Raw genomic sequence first — 20,928 nt, forward strand, 5'->3', positions numbered from 1 at the left:
ACACCATCCCCGTTAGTCAATTAGCTAATGTGCTAATGTGATAATGTGATAATGTGATAATTCTTTCTGTTTCTGCATCCCGCCTTTCCGTAACCTCACGAAATGGCTGTAACCTGTATTCCATTATCACATTATCAAATTATCGAATTATCGAATTACCAGTTACCGCAACGTTTCTGATAAGATCCGCAACTTTTCTTAACCGGTTTTTCTTCAGCAGCTGCGGCTGGTGCCTGTTTTGCTTGTTCAAGTTCCTGCACTACAGACGCCCGTTTAACTGGCTCTACTTTTTGCGCAGCCGGTTTGCTCTTAGTAAAATTAAGCGGCATACCTACTGTTATATTCCAGGCAGATGCCGATGAAGACAATTGGGTATTCATTTCTTTACCATCGAGCGGCACCCTCAGGGTTTCTTTACCCAAATTACTAATGCCCAGTACGTATTGCACCCCTATTACATACTTGTTTATATCGCCCTTGGCAAAGGCCAGGTTAACACCGGAAATAAATGCCGATGTCCAGTTGCCGGCACTGTACTGATACACCATTTCATTTGATCTGGTAGCACTTACAAGGGCTGTTTGCGGGTTTGGTACAAAAGCCATTCCGGCGTAAGGTTGTATGCGCATATTCATAGCAGGTTTTTTAGAGGCTGCTGCCTGCGCCAGCATCATTTTGCGTGCAGCACAGGGACTGCTTGCCTGTTCAACCTGTTTGGCAGGGGTTTTCGCAGTTCTTGTCAACGAAATGGCTTTAGTGCTTACCTGGTATCCGGCTTCGAGCCTAAGCTTCCAGTCGCCCTGATCGGAAGTGAATTGTTTATCGCCGGTTTCAGGATCAGTGAATTCATAGGTTACAACAGAACGGTTAGAGGCAACGCCCAAAAATGGACCATGTTTTTTGCCAAACAAATAATCTGCCCGAAGGCCAACTTGCGGAGAGAAATTTGCATTCATGGGCGAAATGCAGGAAGTGTTGTTGTACTTTACACAGGTAAAAGCTTGTTCAATACCCACCCTGGGAGTAACTGAGAGTTGGGCATTCGTTGCAAACCCACAGGCAACGAATACCATACCGGTTAACGCTGCTTTTCTCATAGCTTAGTTATTTAGTCCTTATAAGTTACGCTAAATAATACGAAAGAAAAATTAGAATACATGAGCGGCGGCCTTCGGCCGCCGAGTTGATATGTTGACAAGTTAACAAGTTGACAAGGCTTAATAACACAGATTCTGTTATCTATATCAACTTTATCACCTGTATCAACTTTTCAACTCCATTTTTTAATTCTCCTTTGTCCTATTCAACAAACCTCATTTGTTATAGAGGTAAATAATTATATTCAATAACTTAAAAACAGAAAAAAATGGACGAGTACATGTTGATCTTCAGACATGAAGACGGAAGCAAAGTGGCTTCGCCCGAACAAATGCAGATCTGGATGGACCAAACCATGAAATGGATTGGCAGCATTTCGGCAAAAGGTAAATTCGTGGGTGGCAATGGGTTGCTGTTCGATGGCAGCAAAACCGTATGGGCCCATGGCGTTGTTACCGACGGGCCATTTGGCGAAATAAAAGAAACCCTGGGCGGTTATATTACCGTAAAGGCTACTTCAGTTGAAGAAGCCGTTGAATTTGCCAAAGGCTGCCCCGTGCTGCAGGGCGAAGGCAATAGTGTGGAAGTTAGAAGACTGGCCAAAAACGATGGATTACATTAATACAATGACAACTTCTTAAAAAAGAAATATGAAAGATTATTTATTGATCTACCGCGCCGACTTTAGTTTTATAGGCACCCGCACACCCGAAGAAGCACAGGCAAATACAAAACGTTGGATGGACTGGATTGGAAGCATTGCGGCTCAAAACAAATTAACTGATCGCGGTAACCGGCTCGATGCATCGGGCAAAGTGCTTAAAGCCGATAACATGGTCACCAATGGCCCATATGCCGAAATAAAAGAAACTATTGGTGGTTATTCAATCATCAAAGCCGATTCATACGAAGCAGCTATAGAGCTTGCCAAAGGTTGCCCCGTGTTGACCATGGGTGGCAATGTTGAAGTAAGAGAAATAAGCGTAATGTAATATGCTAATTTGCTAATGTGCTAATATGCTAATATGCTAATCCAGACTAAAGTCGGGATCAGCATTTTTGTTTATCGTATGCAGCAACAGGAATTAATACCACATTTATTTAGAACTGAGTACAGAAAGATCATTGCGGTGTTGTGCAAACGTTTTGGTTTCGATGAAATAGAAACGGCTGAAGACATTGCCAGCGATACTTTTATGAGCGCTGCTCAAACCTGGGGCTTACAGGGCATTCCCGAACATCCTGTTGCCTGGTTGTATACGGTGGCCAAAAACAAAGCCCGAAATTTTCTGCACCGCCAGGCCACGTTTAAAAATAAAGTGGTCCCTGAAACTGTTATCAGAGATAACGCATCCACTCTTCCCGAATACGAACTCGATCTTTCGCCCCAGAACATTATCGATAGCCAGCTACAGATGATGTTTGCTATTTGTAACCCCGCCATTGCACCCGAAGCGCAAATAGGCTTATCACTTCGCATTTTATGCGGTTTTGGCATAGAAGAAATTGCAGACGCCTTTCTTTCCAACAAAGAAACCATTAATAAACGCCTGTACAGGGCTAAAGAAAAACTACGGGAAGAAAACATTGCAATAGAACTGCCCAGCCTTAGTGAAATAGATGAACGGCTTAACGTTGTGCTGGCAACACTTTACCTTATGTTCAGCGAGGGGTATTATTCTATCAGCAATAACAAAACGCTGCGAAAAGAACTTTGCCACGAGGCCATGCGGCTTAGTTATATGTTGATAGAAAATAAACACACCAACAAACCACCTGTAAATGCCTTGTTATCGCTTATGTGTTTTCATGCATCGCGATTCGAAGCACGGGTAAATAAAAACGGAGAACTGATCTTGTATGATGAACAGGATACCAGCCTGTGGGATGCTGATCTTATAAGTAAAGGCGGTTACTTCCTGAACCTATCGGCTACGGGCAACCAGCTTTCGCGTTATCACCTCGAAGCCGCCATTGCCTACTGGAACACGCAAAAAGACGACACCCATGAAAAATGGGAAAACATTTTACAACTCTATAACAGGCTGTTGCAAATTGAATACTCCCCTATTGCAGCCCTTAACCGCACATTTGCCTTATCGAAAGCCAATGGCAAACGAGAAGCTATAATTGAAGCAGAAAAACTAAACCTTACCAGTAACCATTTTTATTTTACATTACTTGGAGAGTTATATACAGGGTTAAACAATGATAAAGCAAAAGAACATTTTGAAAAAGCGCTTTCCATGGCCAAGACAAATACCGATAAATTAACTATTCAGAAGAAAATAGAAAAATTAGCCGCTCATTGAGCTGTTTAAATGACCCTGATCAATTTTTATAAATAAAACGTGTAATAACTCCACAGAACACCCGGGAAATACCGCACATTTGTGAACAGTTTCATCCTGCCTGTTGTAGCGCCAGAACCTACGGGCCGCCCGGCCCCATACCAACTGTTGTCATCACATTAACCATTAAAAACTAAACGATGTCTTACAATTTTACCAATCTTGTATTTGAAGGCGGTGGTGTAAAAGGGATTGCCTATGCAGGTGCACTGCAGGTTTTAACCGATTGCGGTATTCTGTCCCAAATAAAACAGGTGGCAGGCACTTCAGCCGGGGCTATTACCGCTACGCTTGTGGCGCTGGGTTATACAGCACCGGAAATAAAGTCCATTATTATGTCAATGGATTTTAAACAGTTTGAAGATGGCTGGGACCCACTTCGGTTGCCCACAGAATATGGATTGTATAAAGGTGATAGTTTCCTTACCTGGATCCAGAAAATGATCGCTGCCAAAGCAAACAAGGGTGCAACTGCCACCTTTGCCGACCTGTACGATCAAAACGGTATTGGGTTGTTTGTATTTGCCACCGACCTCAATATTTATGATGTAAAACAGTTCTCGCATCTCGATACGCCCAATGTGCCTATAGCCGAAGCAGTAAGGGCATCTATGTCGATACCCATGTTCTTCAAGGCATGGAAATTCAGCAATAACCTGCCCGATGATCATATTTATGTAGATGGAGGTGTGGTGTTGAATTATCCTATCACGGTATTCGATTCACCACAGGCACCCGATAACCCACAAACGCTGGGCTTTTTCCTGTACGACAAAAATGGTAATAAAAAGCCCAATACACTTGCATACGATGAGCTTATTCCATATTGTAAAGCACTTTTTGAAACCCTCCTCGACTCACAGGTGATAGATTTCGACAACAATGAATCGATGGAAAAAAGATCGGTGAAGATCGATGACTTTGGAATTGCCGCCACCGATTTTGATCTCACACAGCAACAAAAAGAACAATTATATAAATCGGGACTATATTATACCGAAGCGTATTTAAAGTTGCCTGTGTTAAGTCAATAGGCAATTGACAATAGGCAATAAGCAACAATAGGCAAAAGGCAAATTAATTCTTGCCAATTGCCTATTGCTTTTTGCCTATTGATCTCTGCGCTTTCCAAAGAGTAAAACAGCAATATTCAGTATATCGGAAAAAGTTATTTCCAGTATACTATTATAATAGTATTATCTACCTCAGCTAAAAGGTGAAATTGAGTTATTTAAAGTATTGAAAGGAAATGGCTTCGCCAATCAGGATCACAAACAAATCAGGTATAATTTCAGGTGGGTATCGAAAGTGAGAAAGTGCACTAAAGATACGATGTTTTAGACATTGATGGTATTTTTTTTAAAATAAGCCAAATGGGCGTGTATGCTACATGATTAATAAATTGGGAGGCCCTGGCCTTTTATGTATTATCACACTCCCCACCATGCATTTTTGGTAATAGGCATTTTACACCCTGACCTATCAGGATTACAATTATATTCGATATCGGTATGAGTCCTACCAATATCAATATTTCTGTTAGCTGCTAAAGCCAATATGTATTATAAACCAATAATTGACCAAGATCAATCGTCGCATTTAGCCTTACGCCTCACCATCTTCTACTCCGTTTATAGTTATTTTTTCAACACAATAAAAAACAGAAAGCGTTCCGATTAACTGTTAGTGTTGAATCATCGGAATAACGTTTGCGCGTTCACTTTACACATAACACCTATAACAAACAGCTGCAAAAACGATGTGGGCACAAGTTCATCGGCGCATACAAATAACTGTTTACAGCATGCAAAAGCGGTTAGGCACACATAAGCTCATAAAAATATAGAAACAACTTTTACAGTTTGATATAAATCAAAAGAATCTAACGTCAACATTATTTAATATGCTATTTGAATACTTGTATTGTTTTTTTTTGTAACTTACAAGTATACTCTTAGTTGATACGCAAACTCAAATTATCCTTGTCAAAATAGATTATTGAAAAACCAGGATATACTCCCATCCCTGCGAAAGCAGTGCTCTCTTATGAATGATTTCTTCAGGTTGAGAAATGATTAGCTATGCGTACGGGAAACAAGCAACTCAAGCTATCTGATCACCTATGTTCACGCCTTCGGAGATTTAATTTTCTGTCCCTAATCCCTTTTCACCCACAAGGTCCCGTTTTTAATTACACTGTTTACCTGATTTGTATTAATCCGTACCCTTCATTTTTTTTCATCGCGCACTGAGCAGGACTGCTCTATGTGTGTGTGTTCGTTTGACCGACAGTGAAGAATACCCGTATTTGTCCAAATGACAATAAATAAAAGTTTGTATATAACGCTGTCATATAATTATTTTTAACTATGCCGGTGGCAATTTTTACGCCTTTCGTAAACCAATTTCCCGATCGCGATCCCCATTTATTATGAACAGGAATACTTTCGCGGCGATTATATAAAGCAACCAAAGCCCGCGAACGTATTTATGAACAAAATTGTAGCTTTCCTGGTCCTATGCAGCTGTGTTATTCTTTCTGCAAATGCACAGGACAATACCGGCTCCATTAAAGGAGTTGTTTTAAATGCCGATGGCAAACCTGCGCCTTCCGCATCAGTAATTCTAACAGCAAAACAAATTACTGTTACCACCGATGACCATGGCATTTTTAAAATTGCCAACCTGCAACCGGGTTCTTACGAACTGGTGATCACCCTTATTGGGCACGAACCAGTAACGCAAACCGTTAAGGTGAACGCCGGAAAAACCACTCAGCCTGCCATTTTGCTGAAGATGGCCAACAAACAACTCACAGATGTTACGGTTACCGGAAAATCGGACATGCGTGCTGTAAAACAACAAGCCTACACCGTTACAGCCATCGACGCTACCCGTTTGCATAATACTACTAAAGATATTAACCAGGTTTTAAACCATACAACCGGTATAAAGATCAGGGAAGAAGGCGGGCTCGGCTCCAACTATACTTTTTCGCTTAACGGATTTACCGGCAAACAGGTACGTTTCTTTTTAGATGGAATGCCAATGGACAATTTCGGTTCAGCCCTTTCGCTGAACAACCTGCCCATCAATATGGCCGAAAGAATTGAAGTATACAAAGGCGTAGTGCCGGTTTCATTAGGTTCCGATGCCCTGGGCGGCGCCGTTAACGTGGTTACCAATCAAAAGATAAAAAAATACCTCGATGCTTCTTACAGCATCGGTTCATTCAATACCCACCGTGCTTCTTTAAACTCACGCTATACCTTCGATAATGGTTTCACTGTAAACATGAACGGGTTCTACAACTATAGCGATAACAATTATAAAATTGATGTACAGATCCCCGATCCGCAAACCGGTAACTATGGCGATCCTGTAAAGATTAAACGTTTTCATGACGCCTACCACTCATCTATGGCACAGGTAGAAGTTGGTTTTGTAAACAAACCATTTGCCGATAAGTTATTGGTAGGTTTAATAGTTGCAGAGAACAGAAAAGAAGTACAAACCGGGTTGAACATGGACCTGGTGGCCGGTAATGTTTTCACCACAAGCAGCTCGCTTATTCCCACCTTGAAGTATAAAAAAGAGAACCTGTTCATAAAAGGGCTTTCTTTAACTGCCAATGCCAACATGAGCTTTATAAAATCGGGTATTACCGATACCAGCTCACGTATGTATGACTGGTATAACAATTACACCGTGAAAACATTCGGTAGTAACTCAGGCGAGATCTCTTACTACAAAACAAAATTCAGGTTCAACGACCGCAATGCACTGGCTACAGCCAATTTAACTTATGAAATAAGTAAGCAACATAGCTTTAGCCTCAACCATAATTATACTTACGCACGTCGTCAGGGTGAAGACCCTATCGCTGTTGACCCTATTCCATTCAGCGATCCCAACACCTTATCAAAAAACGTTACCGGTTTAGCATATAAGTATTCAACCATCAACAATCGCTTTTCAGCAACGGTGTTCACCAAACTATTCAGCATGAAGGCAAACACCGTTGATGCCGAATGGGGAACCCACGATGCCATGAGCAGCAGCTACAGCAAACAGGGGTACGGTGTTGCCGCCACTTATTTCATTTTCCCGTTTGCCCAGGTAAAAGCTTCATACGAAAGTACCTGGCGCTTACCTGAAGGCGAAGAAATGTTTGGTAATGGATTGCTGTTGGCCAACAACCCTTATTTAAAACCCGAGCACAGCCATAATATAAATGTAGGCTTAGCTGTATCGAAAACTTTTAACAAACACAAATTTGAAGGCGAGATAAATTACCTGTACCGCAAAAGCGGTGATTTTATCAGGTTGGAAAGTGATGGCCAGATCAGCCGTTATTCAAACCTCGACAGTGTAAGAACATCAGGTATTGAATGGGGCGTACGTTATACCTATAACGACGCGTTAATGCTTGAGGTGAACAGCACTTACCAAAACACGCTGAACATAAAGAACTTTGAGCAGGGCCTTCCCAACTATATTTATTGGGACCGCCTGCCTAATATTCCTTATTTGTTTGGCAGCTTCGATGCATCTTACCGCTTCAAAAAGGCCTTTGTTGGTCATGATGCGCTTACCATTGGTGTTGGTGGCAATTTTGTAGAGAAGTTCTACCTCTTTTGGCCAAGCCAGGGCAGCACTGAAACCAAGTTCATAATTCCACAGCAGTTTACCCAGGATGCATCAGTAACCTACTCGCTGCAAAACGGCAGGTATAATATTGCCATGCAATGCAGCAACCTGTCGAACGCAAAAGTGTACGATAACTTCAAACTGCAGAAACCCGGCCGCGCATTCAGTGTAAAATTCAGATACTTTATACATAACTAATTTCTTAAGGCAAAGCTTATCAACATGTATAATCCAAACTCAAAATATACCCGCACCATATTGGTCTTACTGGCTGCCACCATGTTATTGGGCAGTTGTTATAAAGAAAAGAACAAATTTCAGCAGGAAGGCGGCAACTATGTACTTGGCTTACGTACCCAGGGAAGCGGTAACAATACAACCGATTACCTGCTTACGGCAAACAGCATCAATACTGGTCTTCAAACCATATCGTCAACCGGTAATGGTATTGAGCAACTGGCCTGGAGTTATTTCGGAAGCACTGGTAATACCGTAATGAGCTTTAGTTATGGCACCAGCAACGTTGCGGTTGGTTACGGACTGGCCGAAAGTGGAAGGCTGTATGAAAAGGGAAGAATTGCCTTTGAACGTATGGACTGTATTGGCAAAGGCGACGACAGCACAATTATTGCCATAGGCGCGCCCTGGGGCGGTGGCAGCTACGATTGTCAGATACAATTGATAGATACCCGCGATATAAGAATAAAGAAAAAGAAACTTACTCCATTATACATGCGCGATGCATTAGATGTACTGAATAAATGGCCAACATCTATTGTGGTAAATGATAATAAATTGTATGTATCGTTTTATCCGCTAGATGGTGCAAGCTGGGCTACCGACCTCACCGATACCGCCTATGTAGCTATTTTCACGTACCCCGGTCTTGATTCGTTGACCACTATAAAAGATATTCGTACCGGTCCTATTGGTTATTATGGCAACCAGATAAACATGGTAAAAGCAGAGAACGGCGATATTTATACATTCTCGCCCAGCTCCCTTGCAGCTGGTTATAGCCAAACTACAAAACACTCAGGCATTCTGCGTATCAATAGCGGAACCACACAATTTGATCCCTCCTATTTCTTTGATGTGGAAGCAGCTACAGGCGGCGCAAAATTATTGTCGGCCACCTATGCCGGCAGCGGTTTGCTGGTGGCAAGAGTGCAAAAAGCAGGTACCGACACGGCGGCTGTTGGCGGCTGGGGCTTATTTGACGTTACCAACCCTATTTGCCAGATAGCGGTTATTGACCTGAACAATAAAACAGTTAAAATAGTGAACGACATTCCCGATCATGGCGGCCAGTATGGTAGCCAGGGCCTGGTAGAAGATGGAAAGGTGTATGTGTCTATTACTTCAACCATAGCCGGTGAATCACGTATTTATGCTGTAGACCCGGCCAATGCTACGGCAACAAAAGCTGCCAAGATACAGGGGCTTGAAGTGCCGGCTATTTACAAGCTAACAAACTGATCGTCTTAATAACAATATTACCTGATCTTAATTTTTTATATCAATGGACAATAGACAATAGGCAAATAATAGCATTTGCTCTTTGCCAATTGACAACCCGGTTTGCTGAAAAGCAGGCCGGGTTTTTTATTGTAAAAATGAAGTTTAGCACTACATATTACCGTTACCCATATATTCAAAGGCATATGTTAGTTTACCTTAGTTGTATAAGTCTGCTTACTTTTCCACAAGAAAATTTGAGGAAGCTAATAAAGGTAACTTTGAAAAAATTCCAAATCACAAATTCCAAGAACCAAAAAAAATTCCAAATCACAAATTCCAAGCTCCAAATAAATAACAAATTTCAAACACCAAAGGCAGAACCAATCCCAGGGATCATTTTTAAGATTTGGGGTTTGTCGTTTGGTGCTTTTTTGTGATTTGTGATTTTCATTTGTGATTTGGAGCTTGAGATTTGGAGCTTTTGATCTATTATCCGTTAACAAACCATTTTATCTGTATGAAAACGACAAAACCTTTTTCCTTGCGGGCTATTTCCCATAGCCGCCGGATGGTGTTTATGCTTCTCTCCTTCCTATTTGTGAACAACAGCTTTAGTCAATCTACGGTACCATTTACCTTCAGCAACAACAGCGCGTTTACCGATGCCAATGTATATGTGGCTGTGGTAGGTATTATCAACGACAATCATGCGTGGATAGATGCCAAAACAGGCGTTGTGCACCTGATGAGCGCCGCTGACAATACAGTGGCCGGACCGGTAATTGGCGGCAACCAGGGACCGGGCGGCAATGGCAAATATGCCAACTGCTTTGCTAAACTGAGCGAGGTGCCCAATAAGACCATCAATATTCCCGGCATTGCAGGCTGCCGTATATTGATCTCGTTCAACTCACAGTTATACCTGTACTTTTTTGGCGCGTCGGGCGCACCCAGTGGTTATGCCGCTCCTAACCTGGCCAACCCTACCGATCCTAACCAGGGCATCAGGTATGAAATGATAGAACTTACAAATGCCGCCAATGGTTTATGGGCTAATACCACGCGGGTCGATTCCTACCAATACCCTATGGGTCTTGAAGTATGGGGCAACAATAACTTCTACAAAAAGGTAGGTGAATTAAAAACCCATTCGCAAATATTGGCGCAATGGCAATCACAGGCGCCTGCTGCATTTGCCGGCTGTTACGATGCCACGAATGGCATTATTAAATTCCCATCAAAAACAAGTGCCTTTCAAAGTGGTGGCGCACAGGCCAGCTATTTGAGCTCGTATATAGATGCAATTTGGTCTAAATACACCAGTGGCAACCTCATCTTCAATGCCGGCGATGCAGGCACCTGGAGTGGTCGCGTATCGGGCAATGTATTTACGTTTACCAGAACGTCGGACGGCGCTGTAGGTGTTATTTCAAACAAGCCCACACAACTCGAAGCCATGGAAGGCAGCGGTGTAATGGCCAGCGGTGGTCAATGGGATAAAGTGGTGCAGGCCCAGGTTTGCGCAGCCATTAACCGGCATGCTATTGACCTTACTTTGGCTACCGGTGTTACACAGGATCTTGCTACCGATTCAAAATACTATGTAACGGCGCCCTATAACTGGTATTGTAAATTCTGGCACCAGCCCGATATCAGCCTTAACAGTTTAACGTATTCATTCTGCTATGATGACGTGTTTGATAAATCATCAACCATCAATGCATCATCGCCTATACGCGCCACTGTTACCATTGGCGGTTTTGCCGGTTTACCAACAAGTGGTGTAGCCACTTTTTACAAAGATTGTAACTATGGCGGTACTGCTGTAGCATTGAATACGGGTTCATACACGTTAAGCCAACTGAATGCAGCTGGTATTTTGAACGATGATATTTCTTCATTAAAAGTAAACAGTGGTTATAAAGTAACGCTGTACAAGCACGACAGTTTTGGCGGCAGCACCGTTGTAAAAACCGGTGACGACGCCTGCCTGGTTGACGACAGCTTTAATGATTCTACATCATCTCTAAAAGTAGAAACAAACAGTTCATCGTTCTCAACTGTGATACAGGCTGAAGACTATACCTATATGGCCGGTGTTGAAAAAGAAACCACCACAGATGCCGGCGGCGGACAGAATGTGGGTTATATAGAAGCAGGCGACTGGATGTCGTACACTGTAACTATTCCGGTGGCAGGCACCTATCGCGTTATTTATCGTGTGGCCAGCCCCAACACCGGCACTACCCTACGTTTGGAAAAAGATGCCGGCGCCACGCAATTAGGTTCAGTGACCATTCCTAATACCGGTGGCTGGCAAAACTGGACGAACGTAGCACACAATGTTACATTACCAGCGGGTACTTACTCTATTGGTATTGCTACTGCTACCGGCGGTTTCAACATTAATTATTTCACCATAACTGATAATTTATCGGCCCGCCTGGCTATGCAAAATATTCAGCAACAACCGGCAGTGGCAGAAAACAGTGCATTGACCATTTCGCCCAACCCGGTTCGCAACCAGCTGTACCTGAAAGGTTATGAAAAAGTGCAAACACTGGCAGTGTATGATCTTAAGGGACAGGAAGTACTGAAAGTAAACAATCCTGGCAACAGCATCAATATTCAATCATTGAATACAGGCGTATATATTATTAAGTTAACACGTATTGATAATAGTGTGAAGACGGTGAAGGTAGTTAAACAGTAAGTTCAGTTAACGAATAACAGGTCTTACTTTTTTGTTTAAATTTGTTACATGAAACAACTAATCCTCACGGCACTTATTGCCTTTAGCATTATAAAAGCATCTGCACAGCCACCGGCCGGTGATGCAAAACCTGGTGATTGGTATGGCGAGAAAGTAGACATTGCCAATGCCATCGACATTGCACAAATTCCGGCGAAACTGAAAGACAAGGAATCCTTAAACACCAAAGTAAAAGCAAAGGTGTTGGATGTTTGTCCGAAAAAAGGCTGCTGGTTAAAACTGGCTGTTAACGACAGCACTACGGCGTTTGTAAAAATGAAAGATTATGCATTCTTTTTACCAACCGCAGTAAAAGGAAAAACCATTGTGTTGGATGGCGAAGTAAAGATGCTGACAACGGGTGTAAGTGAGTTACAACACTACGCCAAAGACGCCAAAAAATCACAGGCCGAGATCAATGCCATTACACAACCAAAGAAAGAGATCAGGTTTACGGCTAGCGGCATTACTGTAGTTGAATAATGACGAGGTAACTGGGTAATACGGTAATTTCCCGGTTGGGGTAAAATGGTCCTTCAAAAAGGGACCATTTTTGCATTTTAGCAATTCCCGATCTTATAGCCTTTCTGGAATCTATAACCGCGCAACCATGGAAAATGCGGCAGCCAGTGTTGCCAGGACGTTAGTTTCGGGTTTTGGGGCTGTATTCTTTTTGCCTTTACTATGCAAATCTTTGCAGAAAAACATTTCTCAAACAGTTAGCCATGCAGGTTACTGCAATTATCAATAGCTTGCAACCGCCTAAATAAAGCTATATGAAAATGTCCTGGTTTAACGGCCTTGCTTACAGCATGGTGCTGTTTCTTTTGCCTGTTTGTGAAACAAAGGCGCAGCAAAGAATTGATGCCGCTATTGAAAAGAAAGTTGATGCCCTGTTAAAACAAATGAGCCTTGAAGAAAAGGTTGGCCAAATGGCGCAGGTATCTATTGAATCGTTGGGTGCCACCAACAACAATGTATTCTCCTTTTCCGATAAAATGAAAGATGCCGTAGTGAACTACAAGATCGGCTCTATTCTAAACACACCTGGCCTGCAAACCGCTGCCGACTGGAACCGCATCATAGCCGAAATTCAGGAAGCAGCCAAACAAACCAAATTAAAGATCCCCGTTCTATACGGTCTCGATGATATTCACGGAGTAAACTATGTAGGCGGTTCTACCCTGTTTCCTCAACAAATAGGCCAGGCGGCTACCTGGAACCGTAAGCTGGTACATACCTGTGGTGAGATCACCGCTTATGAATCAAGGGCGGCCGGCGTACCATGGACCTTCTCGCCCGTGTTAGACCTTGGCACCAATCCCCTATGGCCGCGCATGTGGGAGGGTTATGGCGAAGACCCTTACCTGATCTCAGAACTTGGCAACCAGTTTATAAACGCCGTACAACAACCCCTGGGCCATAAAGAAAAACTGATCGTAAGCCTTAAACACTATATGGCTTACAGCGACCCTAAATCTGGTAAGGACAGGTCCGACGCCTGGATACCCGAACATTATTTACGCGAATATCACCTGCCGCCATTTACAAAAGCCATTCAGGCAAACGCCAGGAATGTGATGGTAAATTCAGCCCTTATCAATGGCATTCCCACCCATATCAATAAACACATCCTTACCGACATCTTAAAAAAAGAACTCAACTTTACCGGTTTCATCGTTACCGACTGGCAGGATATTGAGAACGTATACCGCCGCGATAAAATGACCAATAGTATCAAAGAAGCCATAGGGCTGGCCATCAATGCCGGCATCGATATGTCGATGATCCCTTATGATTATAAATCATTTTGCACCGATCTTATTGCACTGGTAAAAGAAGGCGTGGTACCACAAACCAGAATTGATGATGCGGTAAGAAGAATACTTCGCGTAAAACATGAAGCTGGTATTTTTGAAACACCGGTAACCTGGTTAAAAGATTACCCCAAATTTGGCAGTGCCGAATTTGAACAGGCGGCTTACAACACCGCAGCAGAATCTATTACTCTTTTAAAAAATAACAACAATACATTGCCTTTAAAAGCCAATGCAAAAGTATTGGTAACCGGTCCCAACGCCAACAGTATGCGCACTCTTAACGGCGGGTGGACCTACTCATGGCAGGGTGAAAAGACCGATGAGTATGCCGCAAAATACAATACCATACTTGAAGCCCTGCAAAAGAAACTGGGTGCAGCAAATGTGGTGTATGAACAAGGAGTTGCGTATAAAATGAAGGGGCAGTATTTTGAAGATTCCATTGTAAATATTGAAGCGGCCGTACAGGCAGCAGCCAATGCAGATTACGTTCTATTGTGCATTGGGGAGAACAGTTATACCGAAACACCGGGCAATACAAATGACCTCAGCTTATCGGCCAATCAAACGGCGCTGGCCAATGCTTTAATAAAAACAGGTAAGCCTGTGATCTATATCCTGAATGAAGGGCGGCCGCGGATCATCAGTCAAATAGAACCCGGCACAGCGGCTATTGTTGATATTTACTTACCAGGTAATTTTGGCGCCGATGCATTGGCTGATGTGCTTACCGGCACGGTTAACCCAAGTGGTAAATTACCTATCACCTATCCGCGCTATGCCAATGACCTGGCCGGTTATATTCATAAACCTTCAGAGGGCAGTGGCAATCCGCAAGGCGGAGCCACAGCGCCGCAATACCCATTTGGGTTTGGGTTATCGTATACCAGCTTCGCATATAGTGAGCTCACAATAGATAAAAGCAGCTATGACCCGGCGGCCGTGGCAACCATTACAATAAAAGTTACCAATACAGGCAGCAAAACAGGTAAAGAAGTGGTGCAGCTTTTTGTATCTGATTTGGTTGCTTCATTAACACCCGATGTAAAACGCTTACGGGCCTTTGAAAAGGTGGAATTGCAGGCCGGCGAATCACAAACGATAAAGTTTCATTTAGTTTTAAAGGACCTGGCCTTTACAGGCGTAGACCTGAAAAAACACCTGGAAGCCGGCACGTTCACCATTGAGGTGGGTAACCTGAAGCAATCTTTCACGATCACCAAAACACTTATTTTTTAAAAGCAGTCTGGGTGTATTTGCCATTTATGATTGCCGACTGCCGAAAAAGGCGCGAGCCACGAAATTAGGCGTTCCCTTTCACGTTTCACAGCCTGTCCCGACTTTGTCGGGATTTGCCGTTTTACGATATTTGCCCCGATGCATACAATGGACTGGATCGTTCTGGTTTTTATTTGCGCCATAGTTACTGCCAGTATTGTTTTTCGCAAATTAACGGTGGCTGGCGCCCTTACAGGCGGCATCTTAGCAGGCCTGCTGTACAAAGGAGCAGGCATTACCGGTATTGTTATGCTGGGCGCTTTTTTTGTGGCCGGTTCGGCAGCAACTGCTTTTGGCCGTAACAGAAAAGAACAACTGGGCATAGCAGAAAACAACAAAGGGCAACGGAATGCCTGGCAGGTACTGGCCAATGGCGGCGTAGCCGCAATAGCGGGTTTGCTCGCCTGGTTGTATCCACAACAAGCCTCGTTATGGCAAATGGCCATTGCGGGTTCCCTGGCCTCAGCCAGCGCCGATACGCTCTCCTCGGAAATGGGCAGCGTATATGGCAAATCGTTCTATAATATTCTCACCTTTAAAAAAGACAAGTGTGGCCTCGACGGCGTAATAAGCCTTGAAGGCACTTTATGGGGTATTGCCGGCAGCGCATTGATCGCATTGATCTTTGTGATCGCCTATGGCTACAGCCCACTTGCATTTTGGATGGTGCTGGCGGGTTTTATTGGCAATATGGCCGACTCAGTTCTTGGTGCTTCCCTTGAACGCAAAGACTGGTTAAAGAACGACCAGGTAAATTTTTTAAATACGCTTATTGGGGCATTGGTGGCAATGGCTGGTTACTACATCATACAATAAAAAGGCCGCCCGGAAGGTGAACGGACGACCCTTATGTACCCTGATGAAAAAAGTTGGTTATTTCATCACATACCACAATACCTGTTGTTCATGGCTAATTCAGGTAGTAAAAAACTCAGGCTGCAAAGCAACCTTTTTCCTTTCCTAAATCATGAAAAGGACCATAGACAAAGTGTAGACAAGTTTGTTAATTCCGTAATTTAAAGGCCTATTCTTCCTCTTCCCCCACTTTATTAGGATTATTGACACCCATTTTTTTATACAAACGGGTTTTAGCACGGCGTACGCTGGCGGGATCGATGTTGAGCAGTGAGGCTATTTCTTTTGTAGATAAATTAATGTGGAAATAGGCGCATAGCCTGATCTCATTCCTGGTAAGTGTTGGATGTTGCGATTGCAGGTCGGCAAAGAAATGCGGATGCACCTGCTCAAAATGCAGCTTGAACTTTGCCCAATCGGCATCGAGGTACATACTCTTTTGCAGGGTTGATTCAATATGCTGCAACTCCTGTTTTTTATGGTCGGGGTTTAAATTATTCAATTCTTTTATCTGCGCCTTTAACCGGGTAAGCAATTCATTCTTCTGCACCATATACAAAGTAGAAGAGGCCAGTTCGCGTTGATTGGCTTCGAGTTTTTCCTGTAATTGCCCATTGCGGGTTTTCTCCTGTGCTATTTCATTTGTGATCTTCTGGTTTTCCTGGTCAATTTCTGCATGGCGCAAAGCTATTTCCCGAAGGTCGGTTTCCAATTGCCTGGCTTCTTCTTCTTTTGCAGCCAGCTCGCGTTGTATGGCCCGGGTACGGGCCACCAGTGCTACCGAAAAACCAAAGGTTTGGGTAATAATGATGAGGTCGGGCAGCAACGATTTCACCACCGAATAATGTACATTATTGAAGTTGGCCAACAAATGATACACCGGCAGGGCCAGCATAAACCCGATTGATACAATATTGGCCAGCAAAAAAACGCGTGATGCCGGCAGTTTGCGTCTGTACCCCACCCACCCTGTATACATAATGGCAGCAAATAAAACACCTGAAAATATATTATCAACCAACCAGTAATAAGTTTCTGTACAAACAAATAAGGTATTTATGACAATAAATACAAAGCTCAATGGCAGGTACGTATATAAACTGAATTTAAGCAGGGCATCGAGCCGGGGCAGCAATTGCCGGGTATTAAGGTACGAACGGCAGAATTGCACCATACTGTACATTACAACCAAAATGCTCAGGTGCAGCAAAACATCGTTCAGGCTATAAGAGGTCATTGTTCCGTTTGGCCACACGTCGATGGTATAAACAGGGCAATGGAATAGAACGGGAAAAATATATTTATACGCAGTTATAAACACCATTCCGCCCAATTGCGCAGTAAGGTATGAAAGAACCGTTTTGTCTTTAAAACTTACCCATACATATACATTGTTCAGGAAAAACAGCAATAGCACGGTAAGGGAAGTTATCCAGGTGATGCGGATGGTCCTTTCCTGTTCTTCGGCCACCACTCCTTTTTCAAGGCGCACATCGGGCTCCAGCGCATAACCGGCCTTTTCAATTGCTTTTACATCTACAAGTACATAAAACGTATTGGTGGTTTGCGCCTGCATAATACAATTCATACCTGTATTATTAATTCGGCTTTGTGCCTCAATATTAAGTATACCCGCCTCGCTATTCACCCAGTTGCGGGCATTGGCATCGTAATAATAAAGTACATTATTGAGCGATGGGCTTATCTGTAAACTATAAGGAATAGCTTCTTTAAATGGATTGGCAATAACCAGTTTTAGCCAGTATTTATTATACTGTGCCGGCCGTAACGAATCGCTTACGATAAAAGGTAATGATGAATCAGTAAGTATCCTGTTAAAGCTATAACCCCCATCTGGCAACAAGGCATAGCTTTTAATTTTAACAGCTGCACTGTCACTTAAGGTATAAACAGGTTGGGCAAAAGCAGTAAAGTACGATAACAGCACTACAAGCAGTACGGGAAACTTTTTCAAGGTTTTGGGTTATCCGTCAAAAATATCCAAATCTCAAATCACAAATCCCAAGATCCAAAAAAAATAATACAAAAAGTCAAATCCCAAACATCAATAAATTGCCCGCCTGCGGCGGGAAACTCCAAGAATCAAGCACCAAGATCCAAATAAAAAATACAAAACACCAATTAAGTCATCTAACCGGTTTTGGGATTTGTGTTTTCTTCTTTGGTTCTTGTGATTTGAAATTTGGAATTTGTTATTTGGATCTTGTGATTTGAGATTTGGAATTTATTATTTGGATCTTGTGATTTGAGATTTGGAATTTTGTCCGTGAAATCTCCAAATCTCAAAATCCCGAAATCAGAAATCAGAAATCCTATTCCAGTTGACCTATTATCTTTTTTAACAACACTATCTGCCCCAGATGATAATGATTATGCTCTACTATTCCATGAATATTGCGGTAATAGTTACCATATTTCTCATTCTCGAAAATTTCCCATAATTTACTTTCAGGTAGTTTTTCAATTTCAGCGGCAAGCGCTTCGGCATCGGCAAACACCTGTTTCTGTAAATTCTCCCAATCTTGCTGGTTTTTTACGGGTGGGCAATCAAAAGCATATTTATCACTTGCTTCAAGCGATTGTCCACGCAGCACCTTCAATACATTGCTTACATAATAGTTCATATGGTATATAAGCACTGCAATGGTATTGCATGAATAGATCTGGGTGGTGGCCAGTTCCCAGTCAACCCCGGCCAACGAATCTTTCAGGTTCACATCTGTCCAGTTTTTACCAAAGTATACCGTTCTGAAATTGGTGGCTATTTGCTGAGGAAGGTTCATAGTATTGATTTTTGGTTGCTGAGCATTATTATTCAGAAAAATTACGAAAAAAAGAAGGCCGTAATCTATTTCACCTGATTAAATTGCTAACATATTTACATTATATAAATTAATAAAATGAATAGTACCCTCAGCATCGACAGGCTGCAGCAGATGTGGCAAAAAGTAACTGTACTCCACAGCGGACAAACCTATGGCGGGCAGCACAAGGACGAAAAAATTGAATACATCAATCACATCGGCAGCGTTGTATTTGAGATCCTGAACGCATGCGCCCACACCGAAAACTTCAATGGCGAACTGGCCGTAAGCTGTGCATTGCTCCACGATTCTATTGAAGATACCACACTGACTATTGAAGAGTTAAAACAATTGTATGGCGAACAGGTAACCGCCGGTGTTCTGGCCCTTACAAAAGACAAGAACAAACCCAAAGACCAGCAAATGATCGATAGCCTTACCCGCATAAAAGCGCAACACAAAGAAGTTTGGGCGGTTAAACTGGCCGACCGTATTTGTAATTTGTATGCCCCACCCTATTATTGGGACAATCAGAAAAAACTGAGTTATCTCGAAGAAGCCAAAACCATTCACCTCCACCTGAAAGATGGCAATGAATACCTGGCTAACCGGTTGATGCAAAAAATAGAAGATTATAAAAAATACCTGGCCTAAGCTGCAAGCAGCTTTTATTTCTGGTCCCTTTCTCCAAAGTCCTGCCCTTTTCTCCTTAAAACAATGGCAACAATTATAAAAGCAATAACCCCTATTATCACAAATATTGAAATAAACTCAACCATTAAATAGGGCTTTTAATTATAACAACGTCAAAACACTTTTAGTTTGTAAATAGCATACGGTGTAGTGCGTTTGTTAACGCCATTATTATATTCGGATTGTTTATGCATTTGCGAACAGCTGATGTATAAATAACCATCTTCTGTAATGGAATAGCTGCCGGGCCAAATAAGCCGTTCGTCCGTAATGAGGTTGAGCACTTTTAGATCGGGCGATATTCGTTTAATAGAGTTTGTACGCACATCGCCCAGGTATAAATTGCCTTTTGCATCGAAGATCATTCCATCGGTAGGGAAAAAATGCCCCAGATCTTCCACTTTTTCGCCCAATGTGGTGTTGCTCATAGTATCGCTACGTAAATGCCCGGTTCGAATGCGATACAGTTTATCGTCGGTAAGGGGTTTGTAATACAGCCAGTCGCCATCGGGCGTTAACGCAATACCATCTGAATGTATTTTTACCGGCACACCGTTCTTCATCAATTCATGCCCGTCGATCATCAGGTTATACTCAGGATCAGATTTAGTTGAGTAATGATCCTGTAATACCTGTTTCGCTTTTCCTGTAGCCAGGTCCACTATTATAATACCGCCTTCACCCGAATTGGTAAGATAGGCAACCTGCAGTTTGTTATCAACCCGCACATCGCTAACATAACTTATTGCCCCAGCCACACCTTCAAAAAAATAAGTACGCTCAATGGCATTGGTGGCCAGATTTATTTTCACCAGTTTATGACTATTTTCCATTTTTAGAGAAGCGGGATCAACTACCCATAAATAATTATTTTCATCGGCATATATTGCCTGTGCACTAACCCGCCCGTCTGCGTCTATGATTTCATCTTTATAAACAGATGGTCCCAATGAATAATTCGTGAACACACGGCCCTGCGGCGAAACAGCCACCCCGGTCAGTTGAAAAGTATCGTCTTTAAAAATGGTAGTAAGCCTGTCCATAGGTCCTTCGCCACAGATCATTTTTTTGCAGGCAGTAGTGTACAGACCAATACAACAAGAGAACAATAAGATAAAACGGATCATACAGCAGCATTTAGTTGA

Annotated in this window: 15 protein-coding genes; 11 read left to right on the top strand and 4 right to left on the bottom strand. The window is 42.7% G+C overall.

All coding sequences use genetic code 11. From position 1 onward, the window contains the following. Positions 1 to 155: 155 nt before the first annotated feature. Positions 156 to 1,097: a hypothetical protein gene (locus tag GGD38_RS11950; protein WP_375300621.1), complete on the bottom strand. Its 942-nt coding sequence runs from the start codon at positions 1,095 to 1,097 to the stop codon at positions 156 to 158. A 269-nt stretch (positions 1,098 to 1,366) separates the two neighbouring features. Here GGD38_RS11950 and GGD38_RS11955 point away from each other — a divergent pair, with 269 nt between their 5' ends. From GGD38_RS11955 to GGD38_RS12000, 10 genes are all read left to right on the top strand, one after another. Next, positions 1,367 to 1,720 (top strand): YciI family protein, encoded by a 354-nt coding sequence (locus tag GGD38_RS11955; protein WP_375300620.1) that lies wholly within the window; start codon positions 1,367 to 1,369, stop codon positions 1,718 to 1,720. Positions 1,721 to 1,748: 28 nt separating this feature from the next. After that, positions 1,749 to 2,090 (top strand): YciI family protein, encoded by a 342-nt coding sequence (locus tag GGD38_RS11960; protein ID WP_375300619.1) that lies wholly within the window; start codon positions 1,749 to 1,751, stop codon positions 2,088 to 2,090. A gap of 33 nt (positions 2,091 to 2,123) precedes the next feature. After that, a complete protein-coding gene (locus tag GGD38_RS11965) occupies positions 2,124 to 3,410 on the top strand; it encodes an RNA polymerase sigma factor (RefSeq protein WP_375300618.1) in 1,287 nt (428 codons plus the stop codon). Positions 3,411 to 3,589: 179 nt separating this feature from the next. Further along, positions 3,590 to 4,483, top strand: coding sequence for a patatin-like phospholipase family protein (locus GGD38_RS11970; RefSeq protein ID WP_375300617.1), 894 nt, complete (start codon positions 3,590 to 3,592; stop codon positions 4,481 to 4,483). A 1,456-nt stretch (positions 4,484 to 5,939) separates the two neighbouring features. Further along, a complete protein-coding gene (locus GGD38_RS11975; protein WP_375300616.1) occupies positions 5,940 to 8,297 on the top strand; it encodes a TonB-dependent receptor plug domain-containing protein in 2,358 nt (785 codons plus the stop codon). Positions 8,298 to 8,321: 24 nt separating this feature from the next. Beyond that, a complete protein-coding gene (locus GGD38_RS11980; RefSeq protein ID WP_375300615.1) occupies positions 8,322 to 9,578 on the top strand; it encodes a DUF4374 domain-containing protein in 1,257 nt (418 codons plus the stop codon). 499 nt (positions 9,579 to 10,077) lie between these two features. Continuing rightward, positions 10,078 to 12,273 carry a beta-1,3-glucanase family protein gene (locus GGD38_RS11985; RefSeq protein ID WP_375300614.1) on the top strand — a complete coding sequence of 732 codons (2,196 nt, stop codon included), beginning with the start codon at positions 10,078 to 10,080 and terminating at the stop codon, positions 12,271 to 12,273. A 48-nt stretch (positions 12,274 to 12,321) separates the two neighbouring features. After that, on the top strand, positions 12,322 to 12,795 hold the full coding sequence (locus GGD38_RS11990; protein ID WP_375300613.1) for a DUF4920 domain-containing protein: 474 nt from the start codon (positions 12,322 to 12,324) through the stop codon (positions 12,793 to 12,795). Positions 12,796 to 13,088: 293 nt separating this feature from the next. Further along, the gene (locus tag GGD38_RS11995) at positions 13,089 to 15,371 is read left to right on the top strand and encodes a glycoside hydrolase family 3 N-terminal domain-containing protein (RefSeq protein ID WP_375300612.1); all 2,283 of its coding nucleotides are present in this window, start codon (positions 13,089 to 13,091) and stop codon (positions 15,369 to 15,371) included. Between the two features lie 138 nt (positions 15,372 to 15,509). Then, positions 15,510 to 16,226, top strand: a complete 717-nt coding sequence (locus GGD38_RS12000; RefSeq protein WP_375300611.1) for a TIGR00297 family protein — start codon at positions 15,510 to 15,512, stop codon at positions 16,224 to 16,226. 208 nt (positions 16,227 to 16,434) lie between these two features. Here GGD38_RS12000 and GGD38_RS12005 read toward each other — a convergent pair whose 3' ends face one another. Then, the gene (locus tag GGD38_RS12005) at positions 16,435 to 18,240 is read right to left on the bottom strand and encodes a 7TM diverse intracellular signaling domain-containing protein (protein ID WP_375300610.1); all 1,806 of its coding nucleotides are present in this window, start codon (positions 18,238 to 18,240) and stop codon (positions 16,435 to 16,437) included. A gap of 358 nt (positions 18,241 to 18,598) precedes the next feature. Continuing rightward, positions 18,599 to 19,069, bottom strand: a complete 471-nt coding sequence (locus GGD38_RS12010; protein WP_375300609.1) for a DinB family protein — start codon at positions 19,067 to 19,069, stop codon at positions 18,599 to 18,601. Between the two features lie 117 nt (positions 19,070 to 19,186). On the opposite strand from GGD38_RS12010, the gene GGD38_RS12015 reads away from it, so the two are divergent. Then, positions 19,187 to 19,744, top strand: a complete 558-nt coding sequence (locus tag GGD38_RS12015) for an HD domain-containing protein (protein ID WP_375300608.1) — start codon at positions 19,187 to 19,189, stop codon at positions 19,742 to 19,744. 152 nt (positions 19,745 to 19,896) lie between these two features. Here GGD38_RS12015 and GGD38_RS12020 read toward each other — a convergent pair whose 3' ends face one another. Next, complete coding sequence (locus GGD38_RS12020) at positions 19,897 to 20,910, bottom strand: SMP-30/gluconolactonase/LRE family protein (RefSeq protein WP_375300607.1); 1,014 nt, start codon at positions 20,908 to 20,910, stop codon at positions 19,897 to 19,899. Positions 20,911 to 20,928 lie beyond the last annotated feature (18 nt).

Source organism: Niastella sp. OAS944 (genome assembly GCA_024809215.1).
In the GTDB taxonomy this organism is placed as follows: Bacteria; Bacteroidota; Bacteroidia; order Chitinophagales; family Chitinophagaceae; genus Niastella.